General features: G+C 48.0%; 15 protein-coding genes, 2 rRNA genes and 1 riboswitch. Of the genes, 3 read left to right on the top strand and 14 right to left on the bottom strand.

Translation table 11 applies throughout. From position 1 onward, the window contains the following. Positions 1 to 4: 4 nt before the first annotated feature. The 10 genes from purS to MHI38_RS19985 all read right to left on the bottom strand — a co-directional run bounded on the left by purS (position 5) and on the right by MHI38_RS19985 (position 7,925). A complete protein-coding gene (gene purS / locus MHI38_RS20030) occupies positions 5 to 250 on the bottom strand; it encodes a phosphoribosylformylglycinamidine synthase subunit PurS (protein ID WP_090923368.1) in 246 nt (81 codons plus the stop codon). 449 nt (positions 251 to 699) lie between these two features. Continuing rightward, on the bottom strand, positions 700 to 1,014 hold the full coding sequence (locus MHI38_RS20025) for a hypothetical protein (protein ID WP_341181566.1): 315 nt from the start codon (positions 1,012 to 1,014) through the stop codon (positions 700 to 702). A 74-nt stretch (positions 1,015 to 1,088) separates the two neighbouring features. After that, positions 1,089 to 1,961, bottom strand: coding sequence for a phosphoribosylaminoimidazolesuccinocarboxamide synthase (locus tag MHI38_RS20020; RefSeq protein WP_154892153.1), 873 nt, complete (start codon positions 1,959 to 1,961; stop codon positions 1,089 to 1,091). A gap of 301 nt (positions 1,962 to 2,262) precedes the next feature. Continuing rightward, a complete protein-coding gene (purB, locus tag MHI38_RS20015) occupies positions 2,263 to 3,561 on the bottom strand; it encodes an adenylosuccinate lyase (RefSeq protein WP_090923371.1) in 1,299 nt (432 codons plus the stop codon). Further along, complete coding sequence (purK, locus tag MHI38_RS20010) at positions 3,558 to 4,763, bottom strand: 5-(carboxyamino)imidazole ribonucleotide synthase (RefSeq protein ID WP_308723342.1); 1,206 nt, start codon at positions 4,761 to 4,763, stop codon at positions 3,558 to 3,560. The genes purB and purK overlap by 4 nt, the downstream gene beginning before the upstream one ends. Next, positions 4,760 to 5,245 (bottom strand): 5-(carboxyamino)imidazole ribonucleotide mutase, encoded by a 486-nt coding sequence (purE, locus tag MHI38_RS20005; RefSeq protein ID WP_090923373.1) that lies wholly within the window; start codon positions 5,243 to 5,245, stop codon positions 4,760 to 4,762. Before purE ends, purK begins: the two co-directional genes overlap by 4 nt. 157 nt (positions 5,246 to 5,402) lie before the next feature. Beyond that, a riboswitch (purine riboswitch) is annotated at positions 5,403 to 5,504 on the bottom strand. 316 nt (positions 5,505 to 5,820) lie between these two features. Continuing rightward, positions 5,821 to 6,255, bottom strand: a complete 435-nt coding sequence (locus MHI38_RS20000) for a universal stress protein (protein ID WP_090923374.1) — start codon at positions 6,253 to 6,255, stop codon at positions 5,821 to 5,823. Positions 6,256 to 6,423: 168 nt separating this feature from the next. After that, on the bottom strand, positions 6,424 to 6,687 hold the full coding sequence (locus MHI38_RS19995; protein ID WP_308723343.1) for a DUF1294 domain-containing protein: 264 nt from the start codon (positions 6,685 to 6,687) through the stop codon (positions 6,424 to 6,426). A 114-nt stretch (positions 6,688 to 6,801) separates the two neighbouring features. Further along, positions 6,802 to 6,939: a hypothetical protein gene (locus MHI38_RS19990; RefSeq protein ID WP_167375798.1), complete on the bottom strand. Its 138-nt coding sequence runs from the start codon at positions 6,937 to 6,939 to the stop codon at positions 6,802 to 6,804. Positions 6,940 to 7,028: 89 nt separating this feature from the next. Beyond that, positions 7,029 to 7,925, bottom strand: coding sequence for an ROK family protein (locus MHI38_RS19985; RefSeq protein WP_308723344.1), 897 nt, complete (start codon positions 7,923 to 7,925; stop codon positions 7,029 to 7,031). A gap of 133 nt (positions 7,926 to 8,058) precedes the next feature. Here MHI38_RS19985 and MHI38_RS19980 point away from each other — a divergent pair, with 133 nt between their 5' ends. Then, positions 8,059 to 9,237 carry a helix-turn-helix domain-containing protein gene (locus MHI38_RS19980; protein ID WP_253497504.1) on the top strand — a complete coding sequence of 393 codons (1,179 nt, stop codon included), beginning with the start codon at positions 8,059 to 8,061 and terminating at the stop codon, positions 9,235 to 9,237. Positions 9,238 to 9,385: 148 nt separating this feature from the next. Here MHI38_RS19980 and MHI38_RS19975 read toward each other — a convergent pair whose 3' ends face one another. Further along, positions 9,386 to 11,518, bottom strand: a complete 2,133-nt coding sequence (locus MHI38_RS19975; RefSeq protein WP_154892148.1) for a DNA topoisomerase 3 — start codon at positions 11,516 to 11,518, stop codon at positions 9,386 to 9,388. Positions 11,519 to 11,957: 439 nt separating this feature from the next. Here MHI38_RS19975 and MHI38_RS19970 point away from each other — a divergent pair, with 439 nt between their 5' ends. Both MHI38_RS19970 and MHI38_RS19965 read left to right on the top strand, forming a co-directional pair. After that, on the top strand, positions 11,958 to 13,895 hold the full coding sequence (locus MHI38_RS19970; RefSeq protein ID WP_154892147.1) for an amidase family protein: 1,938 nt from the start codon (positions 11,958 to 11,960) through the stop codon (positions 13,893 to 13,895). A gap of 306 nt (positions 13,896 to 14,201) precedes the next feature. Further along, positions 14,202 to 15,458, top strand: coding sequence for an S-layer homology domain-containing protein (locus tag MHI38_RS19965; RefSeq protein WP_186809872.1), 1,257 nt, complete (start codon positions 14,202 to 14,204; stop codon positions 15,456 to 15,458). 137 nt (positions 15,459 to 15,595) lie between these two features. Here MHI38_RS19965 and MHI38_RS19960 read toward each other — a convergent pair whose 3' ends face one another. From MHI38_RS19960 to MHI38_RS19950, 3 genes are all read right to left on the bottom strand, one after another. Continuing rightward, positions 15,596 to 16,594, bottom strand: a complete 999-nt coding sequence (locus MHI38_RS19960; RefSeq protein ID WP_154892145.1) for a beta-ketoacyl-ACP synthase 3 — start codon at positions 16,592 to 16,594, stop codon at positions 15,596 to 15,598. A gap of 209 nt (positions 16,595 to 16,803) precedes the next feature. After that, a 5S ribosomal RNA gene (gene rrf, locus MHI38_RS19955) occupies positions 16,804 to 16,920 on the bottom strand. A 149-nt stretch (positions 16,921 to 17,069) separates the two neighbouring features. Beyond that, positions 17,070 to 19,998: ribosomal RNA gene (locus MHI38_RS19950) — 23S ribosomal RNA — on the bottom strand. Positions 19,999 to 20,059: the final 61 nt, after the last annotated feature.

The following is a 20,059-nucleotide window of genomic DNA, read 5'->3' as shown; positions in this document are numbered from 1 at the left end:
GAGATTAACCCTCCAATTCGTAGCGGTAATCTTCAACAACGGTGTTGGCGAGCAACTTCTCACACATCACTTTCAATCGTTTTTCCGCTTCCACACGATCTGTTGTATCCAGATTCAGTTCCATGACTTTACCGATCCGTACACTTTCCACTTCGTTAAATCCCATGGAGTGCAGGGCTCCTTGAACAGCTACGCCTTGCGGGTCGAGTACGCTTTGTTTAATAGTGACATATACGGTTGCTTTGATCATGATCTGTATGTTCCTCCTCAGTAATGAACGGGATAAATGCTTTATGCTGTTAAAAAAGTGCTGTGGCCTTGGGACGCTCGCTTCGGTGTGGATGGTTCCTCCGGCCGCTTGTTGTTCCCAGGTTTTCTGATTCGTTTTGGCCCGCGCTGCGGTCAAAACCCGGGAACAAAGGCGGACGCTCCGCTCCTTCGTGAACCATTCCACCCCTCCGCTTGTTCCTGCGGCGCTATTTTTTAAAGGCTTAAACCCTTTGCGTTGCTCGGCGGGTAGTAAAAGCGATGGCCTTGGGACGCTCGCTTCGCTGTGGATGGTTCCTCCGGCCGCTTGTTGTTCCCCGGTTTTCTGATTCGTTTTGGCCCGCGCTGCGGTCAAAACCCGGGAACAAAGGCGGACGCTTCCCTCCTTCGTGAACCATTCCACCTCTCCGCTTGTTCCTGCGGCGTTATTTTTTAAAGGCCTAAACCCTTTGCGTTGCTCAGTGGCAACTGTACAAGCGGTAAACCTGAACCAATCCATAGCTTTCCGCATACGCGGGACAGGTTTTCAAGTATTTGAGTAACCTTGCCTTTGATTCTTGTAATCTTTGCAGGCTTCATATCTAGTGAAGCCTGCGCCTTAATTACCTCATCCACCAGTTTGAACACTGGCGGAGGGAAAGATTTGAGCTGGAGAAACGAAGTGCTCGCCTTTGCAACCGGAATGTGTCCTTTTGAAAAAAGGATAGGAATCCAAACATTCCGGGGGCAACAGCGATCGAAAGCCAAACTTTCCCAGAGCCGCACGCAAAACGTTCCTTCTCAAGCTTTCCCGAAGCCCGTGCTCAAACGTCTTCCACTTATTATTTCGTTAAACGTTTATAAATATCGACGTATCTTGCCGTTGTCGCTTCCACGACCTCTTGCGGAAGCGGGTCGGGCTTGCTGTTCTTGTCCCAATCGGTGCCTGCAAGATAGGTACGGACAGGCTCTTTATCCATGCTGTCGATCTCAATGTCGAGAGCATAGTTTTCTTTTGCCCAGAAGCGGGAGGCATCCGGAGTGAAGATTTCATCAATCAGGATCACCTTGCCATCCACGATGCCAAACTCGAATTTGCAGTCTGCCAGGATGATACCGCGCTGATCACAGTAATCACGAGCAAACTCATAGAGGCGTAAGCTTTTCTCTTGAAGCTCGATAGCAAGCGCATCTCCCACAAGCTCTTTCATACGCTCCATCGGAATGTCCTCGTCATGACCAACGTCATTTTTGGCAGCTGGTGTGAAGATGGGCACTTCGAGCTTGGCATTTTTGCGCAGGCCTTCCGGCAGTTTAATTCCATTCACTTCTCCGGTTGTCTCGTACTGTCTCCAGCCACCACCAGTGATGTATCCGCGCACCACACATTCGATATCGATGCGCTCTGCTTTGCGTGTAACCATGATGCGGTTTTTGAGCAATTCAGGTTCGGTGACCAGATCACCCAGTTGATTCACATCGGTATGAACCACGTGGTTTTCCATCATGCTACCTGTCAGTTCAAACCAGAAGCTACTGAGTTGATTCAGCACATTACCTTTCTCTGGAACCGCCGGGTCGAGCACATAATCAAATGCCGAGATGCGATCCGTTACCACAATAAGAAAATGCTCACCCAGATCGTATAGCTCGCGTACTTTTCCTTTGTATAACAGAGGTGCTTTAACAAGATCTGCCGCCGTGGACAGTGCCATGGGGTCACCTTCTTTCAGGAGATGTAAATTATACGTCCAATTCCCCTCATCACGCGGGGCCACTCCAAATGCAGAAGAACCTTCCGATCGCTGTTATCCCCGAATTTTTCTGATCCAATTGTATGAGGGGAAAATTCGGTGATAAAGGCGAACGCTTCGCTTCTACAGGTTTTTTCTGCATTCTCCGTTCCAGCGTGAACACATAATCAACCTATACTTTTAGTGGGGTATTTCTGTCCTCTACGTTCCCTGCTAGCCCATCATTCGTTCTCTAACCTTATTAAGGGAATATATTAATCGATTAGTCGTTCAAGCCGAGTTTTTTGAAAATGGTGTCGACGTGTTTCAGGTGCCAGGACGGGTTAAAAGCATCTGCAATTTCCTCGTCGTTCAGCACAGCCGTAATTTCCGGTGTGGACTTCACGATGTCCTGGAATTGACGTTGTTCTTCCCATGCCTGCATGGCACGTGGTTGTACGGTATCATACGCTTGCTCACGGCTGAAGCCTTTGTCGATCAGTTTCGTCATAACGCGACCGGAGAATGGCACGCCGAAGGTACGTTCCATGTTGCGTTTCATGTTTTCCGGGAACACAGTCAGGTTCTTAACTATGTTACCGAAACGGTTCAACATGTAGTTCAGCAACATCGTTGCGTCCGGCAGAATGACACGTTCTACGGAAGAGTGCGAGATGTCGCGCTCATGCCACAGTGTTACGTTCTCGTATGCAGATACCATATGTCCGCGGATAACACGGGACAGACCGGAGATGTTTTCACTGCCGATCGGATTGCGCTTGTGCGGCATTGCGGAAGATCCTTTTTGACCTTTGGCAAACGCTTCTTCCACTTCACGGAACTCGCTCTTCTGCAGTGCACGTACTTCTGTAGCGAACTTGTCCAGAGAAGTTGCGATCAGTGCCAGCGTAGCCATGTACTCCGCATGACGGTCACGTTGCAACGTTTGCGTGGAGATTGGTGCAGGCTTGGTACCCAGCTTCTCACAGACAAACTCTTCAACAAATGGATCGATGTTGGCATACGTTCCAACGGCACCGGAGATTTTACCAAACTGTACGCCATCCGCCGCATGACGGAAACGCTCCAGGTTACGCTTCATCTCTTCATGCCACAACGCCATTTTCAATCCGAAAGTTGTTGGCTCCGCATGTACACCATGCGTACGTCCCATCATTGGCGTATGCTGGTATGTCAGTGCTTTTTCACGCAAAATTTCGATGAAATTAATGATGTCTTTTTCCAAAATTTCGTTCGCTTGACGCAGTACATATCCCAGTGCCGTATCCACCACGTCCGTGGAAGTCAGGCCGTAGTGTACCCATTTCCGCTCTGCACCCAGGCTCTCGGATACCGTACGTGTGAACGCAATAACGTCATGGCGTGTTTCCTTTTCAATCTCATAGATACGATCAATGTCAAAAGAAGCGTTCTGGCGAAGCAAAGCTGCTTCTTCCTTCGGGATAACTCCAAGCTCAGCCCATGCCTCGCATGCGCAAATTTCAACCTCCAGCCACGATTGGAATTTGTTTTCTTCTGTCCAGATGGCTCTCATTTCGGGTCTGCTATAACGTTCAATCATGAATTTGTATGCCTCCATAGATTAGTTTGTTCGATCCATTGCAATCCTTCTTCGACATCCTGACAGAGCAGGTTCACATGCCCCATCTTCCGTCCTGTCTTCGCTTCGCTCTTGCCATATATATGAAGCTTAGGGATAACACCGAGTTCCATCGCCTCTTCATCAGGTTGCCCTGTTCTTGCGATGATTCCTTCCAGATGCTCACCAAGCACATTGACCATAACGGCGGGACTTAACAGCGTTGTATCCCCCAGCGGTAATCCGCAGATGGCACGAACATGTTGCTCAAACTGTGATGTGGCGCAAGCCTCCATCGTGTAGTGTCCGGAATTATGCGGCCTTGGAGCCAGCTCGTTCACATACAGTCTGCCGTCAGCGGCTACAAACAGTTCCACCGCCAGTAATCCGACAGCTTTCAGGGATTCCGCAACTGCAGCGGCCAGTTTCTGTGCTTCCAGTTGAATGTCTGTAGCCACTCGCGCAGGTACGATGGAAGCATGCAAAATGTTATTCACATGAATGTTCTCCGCAGGCGGGAACGTTTTGATCTCTCCGCTCGTGCTACGAGCAACAATGACTGAAATCTCGCATTCGAACTTGATGAATTGCTCCAGCACCAGCTCTGCTCCTGTCGATGCAAGCTCTTGATAAGCCTCTTCAGCTTCCGCTGCGACACGAATCACCCGCTGACCTTTGCCGTCATATCCGCCAGTCACTGTTTTCAGCACACATGGAACTCCTAATTCACTCACCGCAGCATTCATCGTATCCAAACTGGTAATTTCGCGGTACGGGGCAACTCTTACACCAGCCGCTTCAATCGCACGTTTCTCACGCAAGCGATGCTGGGTCGTGTATAAAAGGGAACTCCCTTGCGGTACGGATGACTCACGCTCAAGTAAAGCCGCCACTTCTGCATCCACATTCTCGAATTCATACGTGATCACATCGCATTGCCGCGCGAGTTCTCTTGCTGCCTGTACATCGTCGTATCCAGCTTCAATCTGCTTCGCAATCTGGCCACAAGGTGAATCCGGTGTTGGATCAAGCGTAACGAAACGATACCCCATCGCCGTTCCAGCAAGCGTCATCATGCGTCCAAGCTGCCCGCCGCCAAGAATACCGATTGTTGTATGTCCGGGTAATAAGACGGGTTGTCCCTGCCCTGTTCCCTTATCCTGTCTGGTTACCTCGTTACTCATAGCTCATCACTGCTTTCCAGTACTTCTTGTTTAATCCGTTCTCTGCGAGCTTCGGAGCGGCGCTGCACCTCCGGGTCAAATGCGCCAATGATCTGTGCCGCGAGCAAGCCTGCATTTGTCGCACCCGCTTTGCCAATGGCAACCGTGGCTACCGGGATGCCGCCAGGCATCTGCACAATGGACAGCAAGGAATCGAGACCGTTCAATGCTTTGGATTGAACCGGAACACCGATGACGGGAAGCATCGTTTTGGATGCCACCATACCTGGAAGATGAGCCGCTCCGCCTGCACCAGCGATAATGACCTTGAATCCGCGGTCAATCGCCTGTTCTGCATATTCAAACATCAAATCCGGTGTACGATGTGCGGAGACGACCTTTTTTTCATAACCAATCTCAAGCTCGTCCAGCACCTCGCACGCATGTTTCATCGTTTCCCAATCAGACTTACTGCCCATAATTACAGCAACTTGCACTGACATGAATACATCCCACTCCCATCTGAGCATTTTAAAAAAAACAAAAAAGTCCGCTACCCGCGAAAATATTACATTTTCTCCGGACACCGGACTCCAAGAAATACGTATCCCTCATTTGGGCATGCCAAAAGGGGCTTGCTGTCCGCAATCAACCATGCGACTCTCAGCCGTATCTCCTCGTAGTCCGGAAATTTACGGTTTCCGGGTAGATACTTCCGGGCCCTATTCCCGGCGTTATACGAGCAAATATCTATTCGTTACATCTTCGTATACCATGTTCCACAATCATACAGCTTTCGTTCCTACTCGACCTTATTTTAACCTGATCGACACATCTAACATTCTAACAATCCCCTACAGCGTATGTCAACTTAAAGACGAACATTTAACATATTGACAAATCTAATGTTCGGGAATTAGTACAGTGTTATACAATAAACCCCAAATTCGCTTGAAATACCCCATCCTGTTGCTTCAAAATAAAATAAAGAAAGCCGGCTTCTCTTCAATTTCTCGAAGACAACCGGCTTGTTCACACGGGAATGGAGTACAAGTACATCCTCCCTCTTATTTCAATATCATTTTACGATCAATACAGGAATCTGAGCATGCTGTACTACGTTGTGACTGACACTGCCCAGCACGAATTCACGGATTCCGCCTAAACCTCGGGAACCAATGATAATGATATCCGAGCCGTTTTCTTTGGCATAGTCCAGCAACACCTCTGCTGCAGCTCCTTGGATCAGATCTACATTTGCCGTAACACCGGCAGCCTGAATACGCTCTTTGGCTTCATCCGTCGTTTGCACAGCCAGATTGTAGTAATCGTTGTTGAGTGAAGGCGGCAACGGCGCCAGACCTTCCCCAATAAATACGCGCGGAAAATCAAATGCATGAATGACATCAAGCACAGCCCCCGGCGATGCCTTGGCAAACTCGATTGCACGATCCAGTGCTTTATTTGAAGCTTTTGACCCATCATAAGCTACTAAGATTTTGGAAAATAACATGTAAATCCCGTCCCTTCCTTATATATGTAGAACCCGAAGCAAGCCTCGGTCTGACATCTAAATCCCTTACAGAGCCTGGAACCATGTAACTTCTTAAACCTTCACAGGTTAAAATGAACCACTTGATAAGAAACAATTTACATAATAAACTCATTCTTCCCTAAACCATCACTGCAAAAAGTAACCATACATCACTGCATTCAGAAACACGAGCAACGGAATGCCCGTCGTAAAGCTGGGATGTTTCGTTTTATGCCTTTTCCGATACATCGCAATCCAGACACCTAGCGCACCACCGATAAAGGCTAGCAAAAATAACGTTCGTTCAGGCGTGCGATCCCGCCGCTGCTGTGCACGTCTCTTGTCGTCAGACATGACCAGATATGCGACAACATTAATAAAGATAAACCATACGATAAGTCCGGTATGCATATGCGTTTAGCGGTCCCCCTGTCCCGGGACATCTCCCTGTCTCCATTATAATCCCAAGACAGGCAGATGATCAACGCGGGCAGAGAACCGCACTATTTTACATAAACGAGAATTTTACGATTCCTGTTTCGGAATCCCGTTCAGGCTCGGTACCCTTTTGGCTGATTTCTCCGGGGTCACTGCGATATTCTCTTCCCGAATGCTGTCCTTATTCTGCTGATTATTGCGTTTTTCCGGTTTGTTATGCGGCATCTCAGGCTCACCTCCTCCGCTTACGTTGCCTGAAAACGAAGCTTCTTATACGAAGGAGGCACCTGTATTTTAGGCTTTAGGGCCCACGTCTAGTTGTTCCGGTGACTGTTTAGAAAATGATATAACGCTCCGTACAGGTTGGCATCATTTCCAAACGTACAGGCTGTAATCTGTGGGCTCGCCTTATGCAATGGGTTAATTCGCTTCAGTTCATCTATTGCCCATTGGATTCGCTCCAGCACAACAGGCTGTGCACTAATGCCTCCTCCAATGGCAAACACTTCAGGGTCGAGAATGTATTGCAGATTCATGATCTGAACCGCAATCTGTGTGCAAAAGGTGTCAAATACACCGCACGCCTCCGCATCTCGCTGATTAATAAATTCAAACACGGCCTCACCATCGGCAGGGTCATCCAGCCCTTTTAACTTACCAATCTGTCTGACCATCTCTACAGCCGAGCTCTCCAGTCCAAAATAGGCCGCTTCCTTCGTTACCGGATCAATCCGGCTCATCACATAACTAACCTCTCCGGCTGACAAGTTTTTGCCACGTTGCAGTTTACCGCCCATGATGATTCCTCCCGCGATGCCGCTACCCAGCACCATAACGACGGAATCCTTGGTATCTTTGACACTGCCGAGCCATAGTTCGGCAAGCGCTGCGCACTTCCCATCATTTTCAATGGACACACGGATCGCATATCTGTCTTCAAGAAGTTTGGCTAAATTCACCTCATGCAAAAATGGAAAAGAACCACCGTGATACACCATTCCTGTCTCCACATCGATTGTTCCCGGACAACTCAGGGCAATGCCCTGAATCTGTGACAAATCTTGTGCATCCACGATGGCATAAAGCGCATCCTGCAGTTCCTGCAAGCCACTCCGCCCAACGCCACGTTTTCCCTTCGACAACAGCTCTCCGCTTTCGCTCATGATTCCGTATTTAATAAAAGTTCCACCAATATCAATAACTAAATACATGCTTTCAGCCCCCTGCTCTACATATCATTCGTCAACATCTTAATTGAAATATAGAGCGTTTCCATTTATATTTATGGTATTTATTTGCGATTAATAGTAATTAATTATGATCTTTAGGGAGATGGAGAGTTCAGTGCCAACGATAACCGAAACCAGACTTCAATGGATCTTACAAACGTTATATGATACCACCCGGGTTCCTGCGTTCTACCTTAAGCGAGGTATCGATCGTCATCCTACTTTGAGCCCGGAATTGGTGAACCAGCTTCTGTCCACTCCTGTTCATCTGAAAATCCAGCTCATGGATTACAATATACAAATGGATAAGATGATCCTGATGCCAGTCTCCACTCTTGAAGGACAAGGTTTGCTTGTTCTCTGGCCCAATGCACAGTCATATGTTGAGCATGTTCCGTTTGCATGGGATCAACAACTGAATTCAACCACATCCATTGAACCCAATGATCTCCATCAACTGCTGAGTGTGGCGATTATGGCCCATTATCTTTTACATCATGAAATATTGGATCGAAATCAAGTTCTTGAGGACAACAAACATGTCTTAAATATAAATAATCATGCGGAAGGTGTACTTGAACTATCTCTTCTGGAACAGAGAGAGCGGAGATTGTTTCACAAATCCTACCTGTCGGAGAAAAAGGTATTTGATCAGGTGCGTCTGGGGAACAAACATAAGATGCTTTTGTATCTGAAGCAGCATATGGAGTTGAACGGGGTCTACGGCACTTTATCGAAACAGAATAGTTTACGGAGCAAAAAGAATCTGATCATCGCGGCCATTACGCTCGGAACCCGTGCTGCAATTGATGGCGGATTGTATTCGGAGTCGGCACTTACGCTTAGCGACACCTATATTCAGCACATTGAAACGCTGTCCCGGATTGATTCGATTCATCCGATTCTGCATAAGATCCTTGGTGATTTTACCGAACGTGTAGCCAAAGTCCATCGGGCTCATAACTCCAAAGACATTCTGTTATGCCAGGAATATATATTCAATCACTTATACGATGACTTAAGTCTGTCCGTACTGTCCGCGCATCTGCAAATAAGCCCCTCCTATCTTTCCCGTAAATTCAAGGAAGAGACTGGAGAGGCACTTCGCATTTTTATACAAAGGCAACGGATTGAAGAAGCCAAAAATCTTATCGTTTTCTCAGACTATCGCCTGAGTGAGATTCATACGTTGCTTAACTTTCACGATCAGAGTTACTTCATCAAAGTGTTTCGAAAACATACGGGTTTTACACCAAAAGAGTATCGTAATCGATTTGTGGTCAAGCCTTCTTGAACATGACACCTGACTAGTAGGCTTCTCTCATTTCATCTCATAGAAATTTCAACTCACATAAGACTACCTGAGATGCGGTCGCCCCGATTAAATAGTCCGAGATCGTTTAACTCCTATTCTCTCACCTTATGTTGTCATTGCCGCATGCCTATTTTCCTTGTTTCTCCATAGCCGCCTTGAGTAAATCCCCCAGGTTGGAGCCAATGGACTCCTGCTTCGCGTATTGTTTCACCAGCTTTTGCTGCTCGCGTTTGTTCACGTGTTGCTTATCTTTATCCAGCGTTTCGGTGATTCCGCATGGCAGACACTGTACATACAGTCCAGCTTTGCCTTCCTTAATCTCCATCTTCTTATGACACTGCGCGCAGCGGCGATTTGACAACCGCTTCTCATTGGAGCGACGATAACCACAGTCCTCTGTAGGACATACGAGGAACTTGCCACGTTTCCCCTTTTTCTCAAGCAACTTGGCGTTACAGTCCGGGCAGTGGCTATTGGTTACATTATGCGGTTTGTACTCGGCTTTACTGCTTTTCACGGTGGATACAAGTTCCTTTGCCATGGAACGAATACCATCCAGGAACGGGCCTGGTTTACCCTGTCCACGTGCTATACGCTCCAGTTCAGCCTCCCAACGAGCGGTCAGTTCCGGTGTTCGCAGTTGCGGGGCAGCAAGCTCAATCAGCTGTTTGCCTTTGCCCGTTGGATGCAGACTGTTCCCTTGACGATCAATCGTATCCGAGCTGACCAGTTTCTCAATGATATCTGCACGTGTCGCAGGTGTGCCCAGTCCGTGCTTCTCCATCTGGGAGAGCAACGCTGCTTCCGTATACCTCTTCGGTGGCATCGTACGTCCACTCTTGATGTGGCAGCGCCCAAGTGTCACTGACTGACCTTGCTGTAAGTCTGGCAACAGTGCACGCTCATGGTCACCTGCATCATTGGAACGGTCATCATCTTCATCATCCGTGTAATCACCGCCGTACACTTCACGCCAGCCACTATCCTTGACCGTTTTGCCCTTCACATGGAAGGAATCCTTACCTACCTGTACCGTAACAGCTACTGAATCATACCTCGCTGCTGGATAGAACAGACTGATGAAACGGCGAACAATCAGATCGTAGAGTTTACGTTCCTCTGGACTAAGTTGATTTAAGAGCACCGTCTGCTCGGTTGGAATAATGGCATGGTGATCGGTAACCTTGCTATCATCAACAATCCGTTTGGTGACATTCAGGTTTTTGCGCAGTAAAGGGCGTGCAAGTGATGCATACGGGCCAACAGCTACACTCTCGAGTCGTTCTTTTAACGTTCCCGTCATGTCGGAAGTCAGATAACGGCTATCTGTCCGCGGATAGGTAACAAGCTTATGCTGCTCATACAGACGCTGGAGTACGTTAGAGGTCTGTTTAGCGGAAAAACCGTGTTTACGGTTCGCATCCCTTTGCAGTTCCGTAAGGTCGTAAGCCAGCGGATGCGGCTCGACTTTTTCACTTTTTTTCACCTGGGCAATCGAGCCTTTACGTCCTTCTACACGTGCCTTCAATTGCTGCATATCCTGTTTGTCAAAAATTCTGGAATCCCCGCCAGCTGCACGCCATACCGCCTGAAAATCTCCAAAGTCTGCGCTTAACGTCTCATATTCCTCTGAACGGAAGCCGTTAATTTCATTTTCCCGATCCATGATCATTCCCAAAGTTGGCGTCTGTACACGTCCAGCGGACAATTGGGCATTGAACCGTACGGTTAACGCACGTGTTACATTAAGACCAATCATCCAGTCTGCTTCGGCACGGCAGCGTGCGGATTCATAGAGACGGTCGAATTGACTTCCCGGCTTCAGCGAGGCGAATCCGTCCTTGATCGCTTTATCCGTTTGGGATGAAATCCACAGTCGTTTGAACGGCTTTTTCCACTGCGCCATCTGCATAATCCATCTTGCAAGCAGTTCCCCTTCACGGGCCGCATCGGTTGCGATGATAAGCTCACCCACATCCTGACGTTTCATCAGTTGCTGTACGGCTTTATACTGGTGATTCGTTTCCCGGAGCACCTTCAGCTTGGTTCGCTCTGGTAAAATCGGCAAATCTTCCAGATTCCACGTCGCGTACTTTTTGTCATAATCCTCAGGTTCAGCCAAACCTACCAAATGTCCCAAGGCCCACGTAACAATGTATTTTGGACCTTCCATATAACTTTTATGTTTATCACGCGCGCCCATCACCCTTGCAATCTCCCGGGCTACAGATGGCTTCTCTGCGAGTACCAATGTCTTCACTTCGTATCTCTTCCTTTCTTTCCAAACGCTAATATCGGAGACAACGGATCTGTCTTCCTTGTCTTCCTATATTTCCATCTTTACATTATATCATCTCAATCAGAATCATGTTTTCGACAAATGTATATTCAAACAGAACATGGTTTCAACGGCTTCCCTTTTCGCCAATACATTCAACTTATCATCCGACCAGGTAGTGTAATATCTATGTTAGATAATATCCCTTCTTAGACTTTCCAATAAAAAAATAGTCTTTCACTTCCAAGACTCAACGAGAAAACGTGAGATATCTTTACACAAAACCAATATGTATGCGTTTTTTTGAATAAATAATAGATTTGTAAGATTACCTCACACCAATATAAGATGTGCAAAAGCATTATACAAAGATTGCTAACACACACACATCATCTTAGACACAGGAAGGGAGCGTGGATGCATGACTTATCATGGATCTGTATTGAAAAAAGGCGGGGCCTTATTACTCGCGGGAACCGTGGTTGCCGCAACGTGGGGAGGAACTGCTGTACCTTCGGCTTTCGCCGCCGCTGCAACTCCTCCAAGCCAAACCTCCACCGTCGCCGCCCTTGCAGGGAAAGCGCCGGTCAGTGCCGCAACCTTCGTTCAGGCCATGGAAGAAGCTGCTACACTTGCAGGTGTACCTTTTACCATGGACAAGCTCTCCGGTGCGACAATATCACGCCAAGATGCTGCACTTGCCTTGCAGCAATGGCTCAAGCTGGACACTGCTCCGGCATCCTTCAAGGATGTGCCGAAGCAGTCCGAGTATGCCAGTGCCGTCGGCGCCCTGAATGCCGCCGGACTAATGAAAGGCTATACGGACTCTCTTTTCTTACCTAACGCTGTACTTACAGCGAACGACGTCTCTATTTTGAAAGATCGTATCTATATCTACATAAAACCGTTTGTGCCCGAAGAAGCCACGATCATGGATATGCAGAACGCCATGGCACAAGGTAAACTGACATCCAAAGAGCTAGTGCAACATTATCTGGATCGTATCGCGAAATACGATGATCAAGGTGTCAGCATTAATGCTGTCCTCAATCTGAACCCGGATGCGCTTAAAATCGCAGAGCAACTAGATGAAGAGCGCACAGCTCAGGGACCTCGAGGCCCGCTTCACGGTATCCCGATCCTGGTGAAGGATAACTTTGATACCAAAGACATGCCCACCACGGCTGGCTGTATCTGTCTGAAGGACTCTATTCCGGCCCATGATGCAGAGCAGGTGAAGAAGCTGAAAGCAGCGGGAGCCATTATTTTGGGCAAAACCAACCTGCATGAGTTTGCTTTTGGCATCACAACATCAAGCTCACTGGGAGGACAAACGCTTAACCCTTACGCTCTTGATCATTATCCGGGCGGATCGAGTGGTGGAACAGGTGCGGCCATTGCCGCGAACTTCGCTGCAGCAGGTATGGGCACCGATACAGGTGGGTCCATCCGCATACCGTCCAGCTTTAACAGCCTTGTTGGCATTCGTCCAACCATTGGCCTCTCCAGCCGAGAAGGCATTATTCCACTCGCACTGACACAAGACGTTGGTGGGCCGATGGCACGTACCGTAAGTGATGCGGCAATCATGCTGGATGCTACCGTTGGTTATGATAAAAAAGATGTTGCCACGGCTTACGCGGTAGGCAAAATCCCTTCCAGTTACACAGACTTCCTGGACGCGAACGGACTGAAGGGTGCTCGAATCGGTGTAGCTCCCGAACTCATCCCAAGCACCAAAGCGGAGGAAAAAGCGGTTGCCGACGTCATCAATGCCGCTGTTGAAGAACTGAAATCACTCGGCGCTACCGCGGTACCAATCTCCATTCCTAACTTTGCAGAGATCAATAAATATCCTAGCCTCAGTGGCTATGAGTTCAAATTCCAGCTGAATGACTATCTGGGTTCTCTAGGTGACAACGCGCCGTATCATAGCCTGTCCGAGATCATCGCATCCGGTCAATTTGATAAATCCCAAGAACAATCCATGAAAGCACGGGACGCACGGGATACGCTAGATACATCAGAGTACAAAGATATCGTCCTCAAGCGTACTCAAATTACTCGTGATTCCTTACTGAAAGTCATGGCGGATAACCATTTGGATGCAATCATCTATCCTACATCAACACAAGCTGCTGGCGTGATAGGCAAAGGACAAACTTCTGGTGCCAACAATCGTCTAAGCCCATTCTCCGGCTTCCCATCTATTACTGTACCGGCTGGCTTCACAACGGATGGCTTGCCTGTAGGCTTGGAATTCCTGGGCCGCGCCTTTGACGAAGGTACACTGATCAAGCTGGCTTACAGCTACGAACAAGGTACACACCATCGCCAAGCACCAAAGTTAACGCCTTAACTTCTTGATGACTGATGATATACGAGCAAGAGCACTCATACTTCTGTTGCTGATAACCAATTCGGTGATAAGCCTCATAAATCAAGCCAAGTTCTTATCAATCAAAACAAGTTCTCATATTTCAATCCTGTCCCTGTATTGAACATTCTTCATTAAACATGCACCCCCATTCACGATTCTGTGAATCGGGGTGTTTTTCGATCTATATTTTCAAATTGCCCAGATATTGATTTGTAGTCTACAATATGTATGAGGAAGTTTACTACTTATACATCGTTTGAACCACACAATAACAGGAGGTTTTGGATGAATTATTCAAGATGGCATATGCTACTTATTACCGTGCTCAGTTTCTCCCTTTTTGCCACATCAACGGCCAGTGCTGCCACAACTACTAATGCCAAGAAATATAAGTGGGCTAAGCCCGCTGTAGAATTCATGGCCTCTCACGGTGTCATGCAAAGCTACGAACAGGAAGCAGATCGTTTAAACCAAACGGTGTCCAAAGCCGAATTAACCCAAATGATACATACCTTATTCAAGGAATTTCGTGTTGAACCCGATAAAAAAATCGAAATTCCAGGCGTACCAGAAGGGAGCACCTATTATTCCATTTTTAGAGATGTGTACGGTAGCATTCCGAGTAATCCTTCGGGTATGATCGCAGCGGCAGACCAGATTAATTATCACAACTATACATTCACTTATCTACCCACGAAAGAATTGTCTCGCTGGGATTTGTTAATCGCCATGAGTACACTATTCCCTGAAACTGGGAACCATTTGGACGAAGTAAATGATAAAAAAGCATTAGCTCATATGAAATCATTTAAAGATATCCCGATAAAGAGTTTCTCTTCTTCTGAAGAATATGAAAAATGGGATTTTGCCCATCAACTGTTAGCTGCGCAATTTGGTTTAATTCAACCAAAAAAACAGAATCCATATATTGGGTCTGAGCTTGACTATGTAAAAATCCGTGCTTTACTCAACTTCGCCGAAGCAGGCATTATGAAACCCGATGCCAAAGGGAAATTTTATCCGAATCAAAAGGTAACGTTAGCTGAAACTGTGGTTATCCTGCAACGCATCTACAATTTTTATGGCGGGAAAGGCTACAAACATCAGCCTACCAAAGACGAACTGATTCCAAGAGAGTTAAATCGTGAGTACGTCTATAGAAATTCTGCGCATGGCAGTCTTATATCTGATAATGTGGCACTTGTTAGTACAGACAACATTTCTACCGCCTATCTGGCAATCAGCGCAACAGAACCGGTTGATCTGAAAGTCATTGTGAACGGCGAGAGTATAACCTACTCTTATGAACAATTAAGCGTACTTGATGCACCTATTATGATCGCGTTTGACGGGGCAGATTATGCAGAGGTATACCCCATTTTACGCAGGACAGGCAAACCCATTGTAGATCAGGGGGAAATTGAAGGTAATGAATTTTTCGAAAAGTTAGATTTGTTTTTTTATTTCTCGGGTAAATGGACTGATTTTAGTGTGTTCAATACATTATGGGAAGATGAAAGTTATGAAGAGTTTGAACAGTAACGTTGATGAGTAATAATTGGGAAATAGCAAATATAAGGTAGAGCTCAGATTACTGAGTTCTACCTTTTTTTCCTTTGATGCTAGCTATGAAAACTGAACTGAAGTCTAATTCATCAGATACCTTGGTAGATTTACATTTACGCCCTATCCGGCACACCCCATCGAACAACTAGACCCGAGTACGTTAGCCCGCCTCCAAAACCAAACAGCGCAACGTTGTGCCCATGTCTCAGCTTCCCTTCATCCACTGCAATCTGCAATGCAAGTGGAATTGAGGCCGCAGAAGTATTCCCCCGGTACTCCATACTCGTTAATGTACGTTCGAGCGGAATCGGCCCACGTTCACACATCGCTTCAATCATGCGCATATTGGCACTGTGCGGAACAAACCAATCGATCTGCTCAGGTGACATTTCAGCTCTCGTAATAAGCTCAGCTAATTGTTCCGGGACCATGCGGACTGCCCATTTGTAGACCTCTCTTCCGTTCTGCACCAAATTTCCTTCGGCATTCAACTGATGACCATCCATCTCTGTAGAAAGTCCACTTTTGTATAGGTGCATACCACCTTCCCCTTGTGTCCCAGAAATGACAGACTTAAAGTCACCCTGGTCAGAAGCACGTTCTACCAGAAACGCACCGGCTCCATCTCCAAACAACACGCACGTTGTTCGATCGGTATAGTCTGTTATTTTGGATAACGTCTCAGCCCCGATAACGAGTACCTTACGATACATCCCACTGGTCACCAGACTATCTGCCAATTGCATACCGTATGTGAAGCCGGCGCAAGCCGCGTTCAGATCAAGCACTCCCGTCTGGAGAATACCCAGGTTTGCCTGGACTCGTGAAGCCGAACTTGGGAAAGCATACTCGGGTGTACTTGTTGCAAAAAGAATCATATCAACATCGGTGATCTTCACCTCGTAACGACGCACCATATCCTCCACGGCTTTTGTAGCCAGGTCTGATACAAATTCATGTTCTCCTGCAATCCGGCGCTCTCTCATGCCTGTTCGCTGTACAATCCATTCATCACTTGTATCGACCATCTTTTCCAAATCTGCATTGCTTAGTATCCGATCAGGTACATATGTACCCATTGCTGTTATTGTTGCTTTAGATTGATGATTCATAGCAGAGATCACCTCGAATGTTTTTTTATTATTATAGCACTAAGTCTTAGTACTTGGTACTAATTTTATTCTGTAGGAGACTACTATTTATTAACCAGACGCTGACAATACAAAAAAACAGCCCAATTTCTTGAACTATTCAACAATTAAAGAGGATAAGTATGTAAAAAAAAGACACACCTGATTTTCATCAAGTGTGTCTTTGCTTTGCTTGGCGGCGTCCTACTCTCCCAGGACCCTGCGGTCCAAGTACCATCGGCGCTAGAGGGCTTAACGGTCGTGTTCGGGATGGGTACGTGTGGAACCCCTCCGCCATCGCCACCAAACGCGATTGGTCGAAGCATAGCTTCTTCCATATCAATCAGAACTGAAAATCATACACACATTCCGTGATGTACCGATTTTCACTTCATTCAGAGTGTTGTTCTCTGAAAACTAGATTCGAAACGAAACCTACGCGATTTAAAACTTGCTATTGGATAAGCCCTCGACCGATTAGTACTGGTCAGCTCCATGCATTGCTGCACTTCCACCCCCAGCCTATCTACCTCGTCGTCTTCAAGGGGTCTTACATACTGGGAAATCTCATCTTGAGGGGGGCTTCACGCTTAGATGCTTTCAGCGCTTATCCCGTCCGTACATAGCTACCCAGCGGTGCTCCTGGCGGAACAACTGGTACACCAGCGGTACGTCCATCCCGGTCCTCTCGTACTAAGGACAGCTCCTCTCAAATTTCCTACGCCCACGACAGATAGGGACCGAACTGTCTCACGACGTTCTGAACCCAGCTCGCGTACCGCTTTAATGGGCGAACAGCCCAACCCTTGGGACCTACTTCAGCCCCAGGATGCGATGAGCCGACATCGAGGTGCCAAACCTCCCCGTCGATGTGGACTCTTGGGGGAGATAAGCCTGTTATCCCCAGGGTAGCTTTTATCCGTTGAGCGATGGCCCTTCCATGCGGTACCACCGGATCACTAAGCCCGACTTTCGTCCCTGCTCGACTTGTAGGTCTCGCAGTCAAGCTCCCTTATGCCTTTGCACTCTTCGAATGATTTCCAACCATTCTGAGGGAACCTTTGGGCGCCTCCGTTACTCTTTAGGAGGCGACCGCCCCAGTCAAACTGCCCACCTGACACTGTCCCCGCACCGGTTTACGGTACCAGGTTAGAACCTAGATACGATCAGGGTGGTATCCCAACGGTGCCTCCACGCAAGCTGGCGCTCACGCTTCAAAGGCTCCCACCTATCCTGTACAGATCGTACCCAAATTCAATATCAAGCTGCAGTAAAGCTCCATGGGGTCTTTCCGTCTTGTCGCGGGTAACCTGCATCTTCACAGGTATTAAAATTTCACCGGATCTCTCGTTGAGACAGCGCCCAAGTCGTTACGCCATTCGTGCGGGTCAGAATTTACCTGACAAGGAATTTCGCTACCTTAGGACCGTTATAGTTACGGCCGCCGTTTACTGGGGCTTCGGTTCACAGCTTCGGGATTACTCCCTAACCACTCCCCTTAACCTTCCAGCACCGGGCAGGCGTCAGCCCGTATACTTCGCCTTACGGCTTCGCACAGACCTGTGTTTTTGCTAAACAGTCGCTTGGGCCTTTTCACTGCGGCCCCCTCGTGCTATTCACACTACCGGGGCACCCCTTCTCCCGAAGTTACGGGGTCATTTTGCCGAGTTCCTTAACGAGAGTTCTTCCGCGCGCCTTAGAATTCTCTTCTCGCCTACCTGTGTCGGTTTGCGGTACGGGCACCTTCATCTGGCTAGAGGCTTTTCTTGGCAGTGTGAGATCATGACCTTCGCTACTGTAATTTTCACTCCCCATCACAGCTCAGCCTTACGGTTAGCGGATTTGCCTACTAACCAGCCTTACTGCTTGGACAGGCATCCATCAGCCTGCGTCACTACCCTACTGCGTCCCCCCATCGCTCGTAACGATTTACGGTGGTACAGGAATTTCGACCTGTTGTCCTTCGACTACGCCTTTCGGCCTCGCCTTAGGTCCCGACTTACCCTGAGCGGACGAGCCTTCCTCAGGAACCCTTAGGCTTTCGGCGGATCAGATTCTCACTGATCTTTTCGTTACTCATACCGGCATTCTCACTTGTATAATGTCCAGCGCTCCTTACGGTACACCTTCAACCCTTATACAACGCTCCCCTACCCCTGATGCAAAGCATCAAGCCATAGCTTCGGTGGTGTGTTTAGCCCCGTTACATTTTCGGCGCAGAGTCACTCGACCAGTGAGCTATTACGCACTCTTTCAATGGTGGCTGCTTCTAAGCCAACATCCTGGTTGTCTGTGCAACTCCACATCCTTTCCCACTTAACACACACTTGGGGACCTTAGCTGATGGTCTGGGCTGTTTCCCTTTTGACAATGGATCTTAGCACTCACTGTCTGACTCCCGGAAGTAAGTCTATGGCATTCGGAGTTTGACTGAGCTTGGTAACCCTTGCGGGCCCCGCACCCAATCAGTGCTCTACCTCCACGACTCTGTTTTCCGAGGCTAGCCCTAAAGCTATTTCGGGGAGAACCAGCTATCTCCGAGTTCGATTGGAATTTCTCCGCTACCCCCACCTCATCCCCGCATTTTTCAACATGCGTGGGTTCGGGCCTCCAGTGCGTGTTACCGCACCTTCACCCTGGACAGGGGTAGATCACCCGGTTTCGGGTCTACGTCCACGTACTATAGTCGCCCTATTCAGACTCGCTTTCGCTGCGGCTCCGGCTCTTCACCTTAACCTTGCACGGGAACGTAACTCGCCGGTTCATTCTACAAAAGGCACGCCATCACCCCTAAAACGGGCTCTGACTTTTTGTAAGCACACGGTTTCAGGTTCTATTTCACTCCCCTTCCGGGGTGCTTTTCACCTTTCCCTCACGGTACTGCTTCACTATCGGTCGCTAGGAAGTATTTAGCCTTGGCAGATGGTCCTGCCGGATTCATACGGGGTTTCACGTGCCCCGCACTACTCGGGATCCGTCTCGGAGGGAACAGACTTTCAATTACAGGGCTTTTACCTTCTTTGGCGGGCCTTTCCAGACCTCTTCGCTTAACCGGTTCCTTTGTAACTCCATGTGAGACGTCCCACAACCCCAAAGAGCAAGCTCCTTGGTTTGGGCTTCTCCGCGTTCGCTCGCCGCTACTGACGGAATCACTATTGTTTTCTCTTCCTCAGGGTACTTAGATGTTTCAGTTCCCCTGGTATGCCTCTACATAACCTATGTATTCAGTTATGAGTAACTGGAAATTACCCCAGCTGGGTTTCCCCATTCGGACATCCCCGGATCAAAGCTTGCTTACAGCTCCCCGAGGCAGTTTCGTTGTTCGCCACGTCCTTCATCGGCTCCTAGCGCCTAGGCATCCTCCGTGTGCTCTTAGTAGCTTAACCATTGCGCTCGTGTTCGAGCTGTCACTTCCCTTGGTTTGCTTGCGCAAAGCCAAAAGTCGTT

Source organism: Paenibacillus sp. FSL K6-1558, from assembly GCF_038002565.1.
Classification (GTDB): domain Bacteria; phylum Bacillota; class Bacilli; order Paenibacillales; family Paenibacillaceae; genus Paenibacillus; species Paenibacillus polysaccharolyticus.
This window is presented reverse-complemented; position numbering and strand designations above follow the sequence as displayed.

Coding starts and splice junctions, on each gene's coding strand:
- purB (WP_090923371.1), bottom strand. CDS start 3,561: ATGATTGAACGTTATAGCAGACCCGAAATGAGAGCCATCTGGACAGAA.
- purK (WP_308723342.1), bottom strand. CDS start 4,763: ATGAGTAACGAGGTAACCAGACAGGATAAGGGAACAGGGCAGGGACAA.
- MHI38_RS20000 (WP_090923374.1), bottom strand. CDS start 6,255: ATGTTATTTTCCAAAATCTTAGTAGCTTATGATGGGTCAAAAGCTTCA.
- purE (WP_090923373.1), bottom strand. CDS start 5,245: ATGTCAGTGCAAGTTGCTGTAATTATGGGCAGTAAGTCTGATTGGGAA.
- MHI38_RS19970 (WP_154892147.1), top strand. CDS start 11,958: ATGACTTATCATGGATCTGTATTGAAAAAAGGCGGGGCCTTATTACTC.
- MHI38_RS19965 (WP_186809872.1), top strand. CDS start 14,202: ATGAATTATTCAAGATGGCATATGCTACTTATTACCGTGCTCAGTTTC.
- MHI38_RS19985 (WP_308723344.1), bottom strand. CDS start 7,925: ATGTATTTAGTTATTGATATTGGTGGAACTTTTATTAAATACGGAATC.
- MHI38_RS19960 (WP_154892145.1), bottom strand. CDS start 16,594: ATGAATCATCAATCTAAAGCAACAATAACAGCAATGGGTACATATGTA.
- MHI38_RS20020 (WP_154892153.1), bottom strand. CDS start 1,961: ATGGCACTGTCCACGGCGGCAGATCTTGTTAAAGCACCTCTGTTATAC.
- MHI38_RS19995 (WP_308723343.1), bottom strand. CDS start 6,687: ATGCATACCGGACTTATCGTATGGTTTATCTTTATTAATGTTGTCGCA.
- MHI38_RS19990 (WP_167375798.1), bottom strand. CDS start 6,939: ATGCCGCATAACAAACCGGAAAAACGCAATAATCAGCAGAATAAGGAC.
- purS (WP_090923368.1), bottom strand. CDS start 250: ATGATCAAAGCAACCGTATATGTCACTATTAAACAAAGCGTACTCGAC.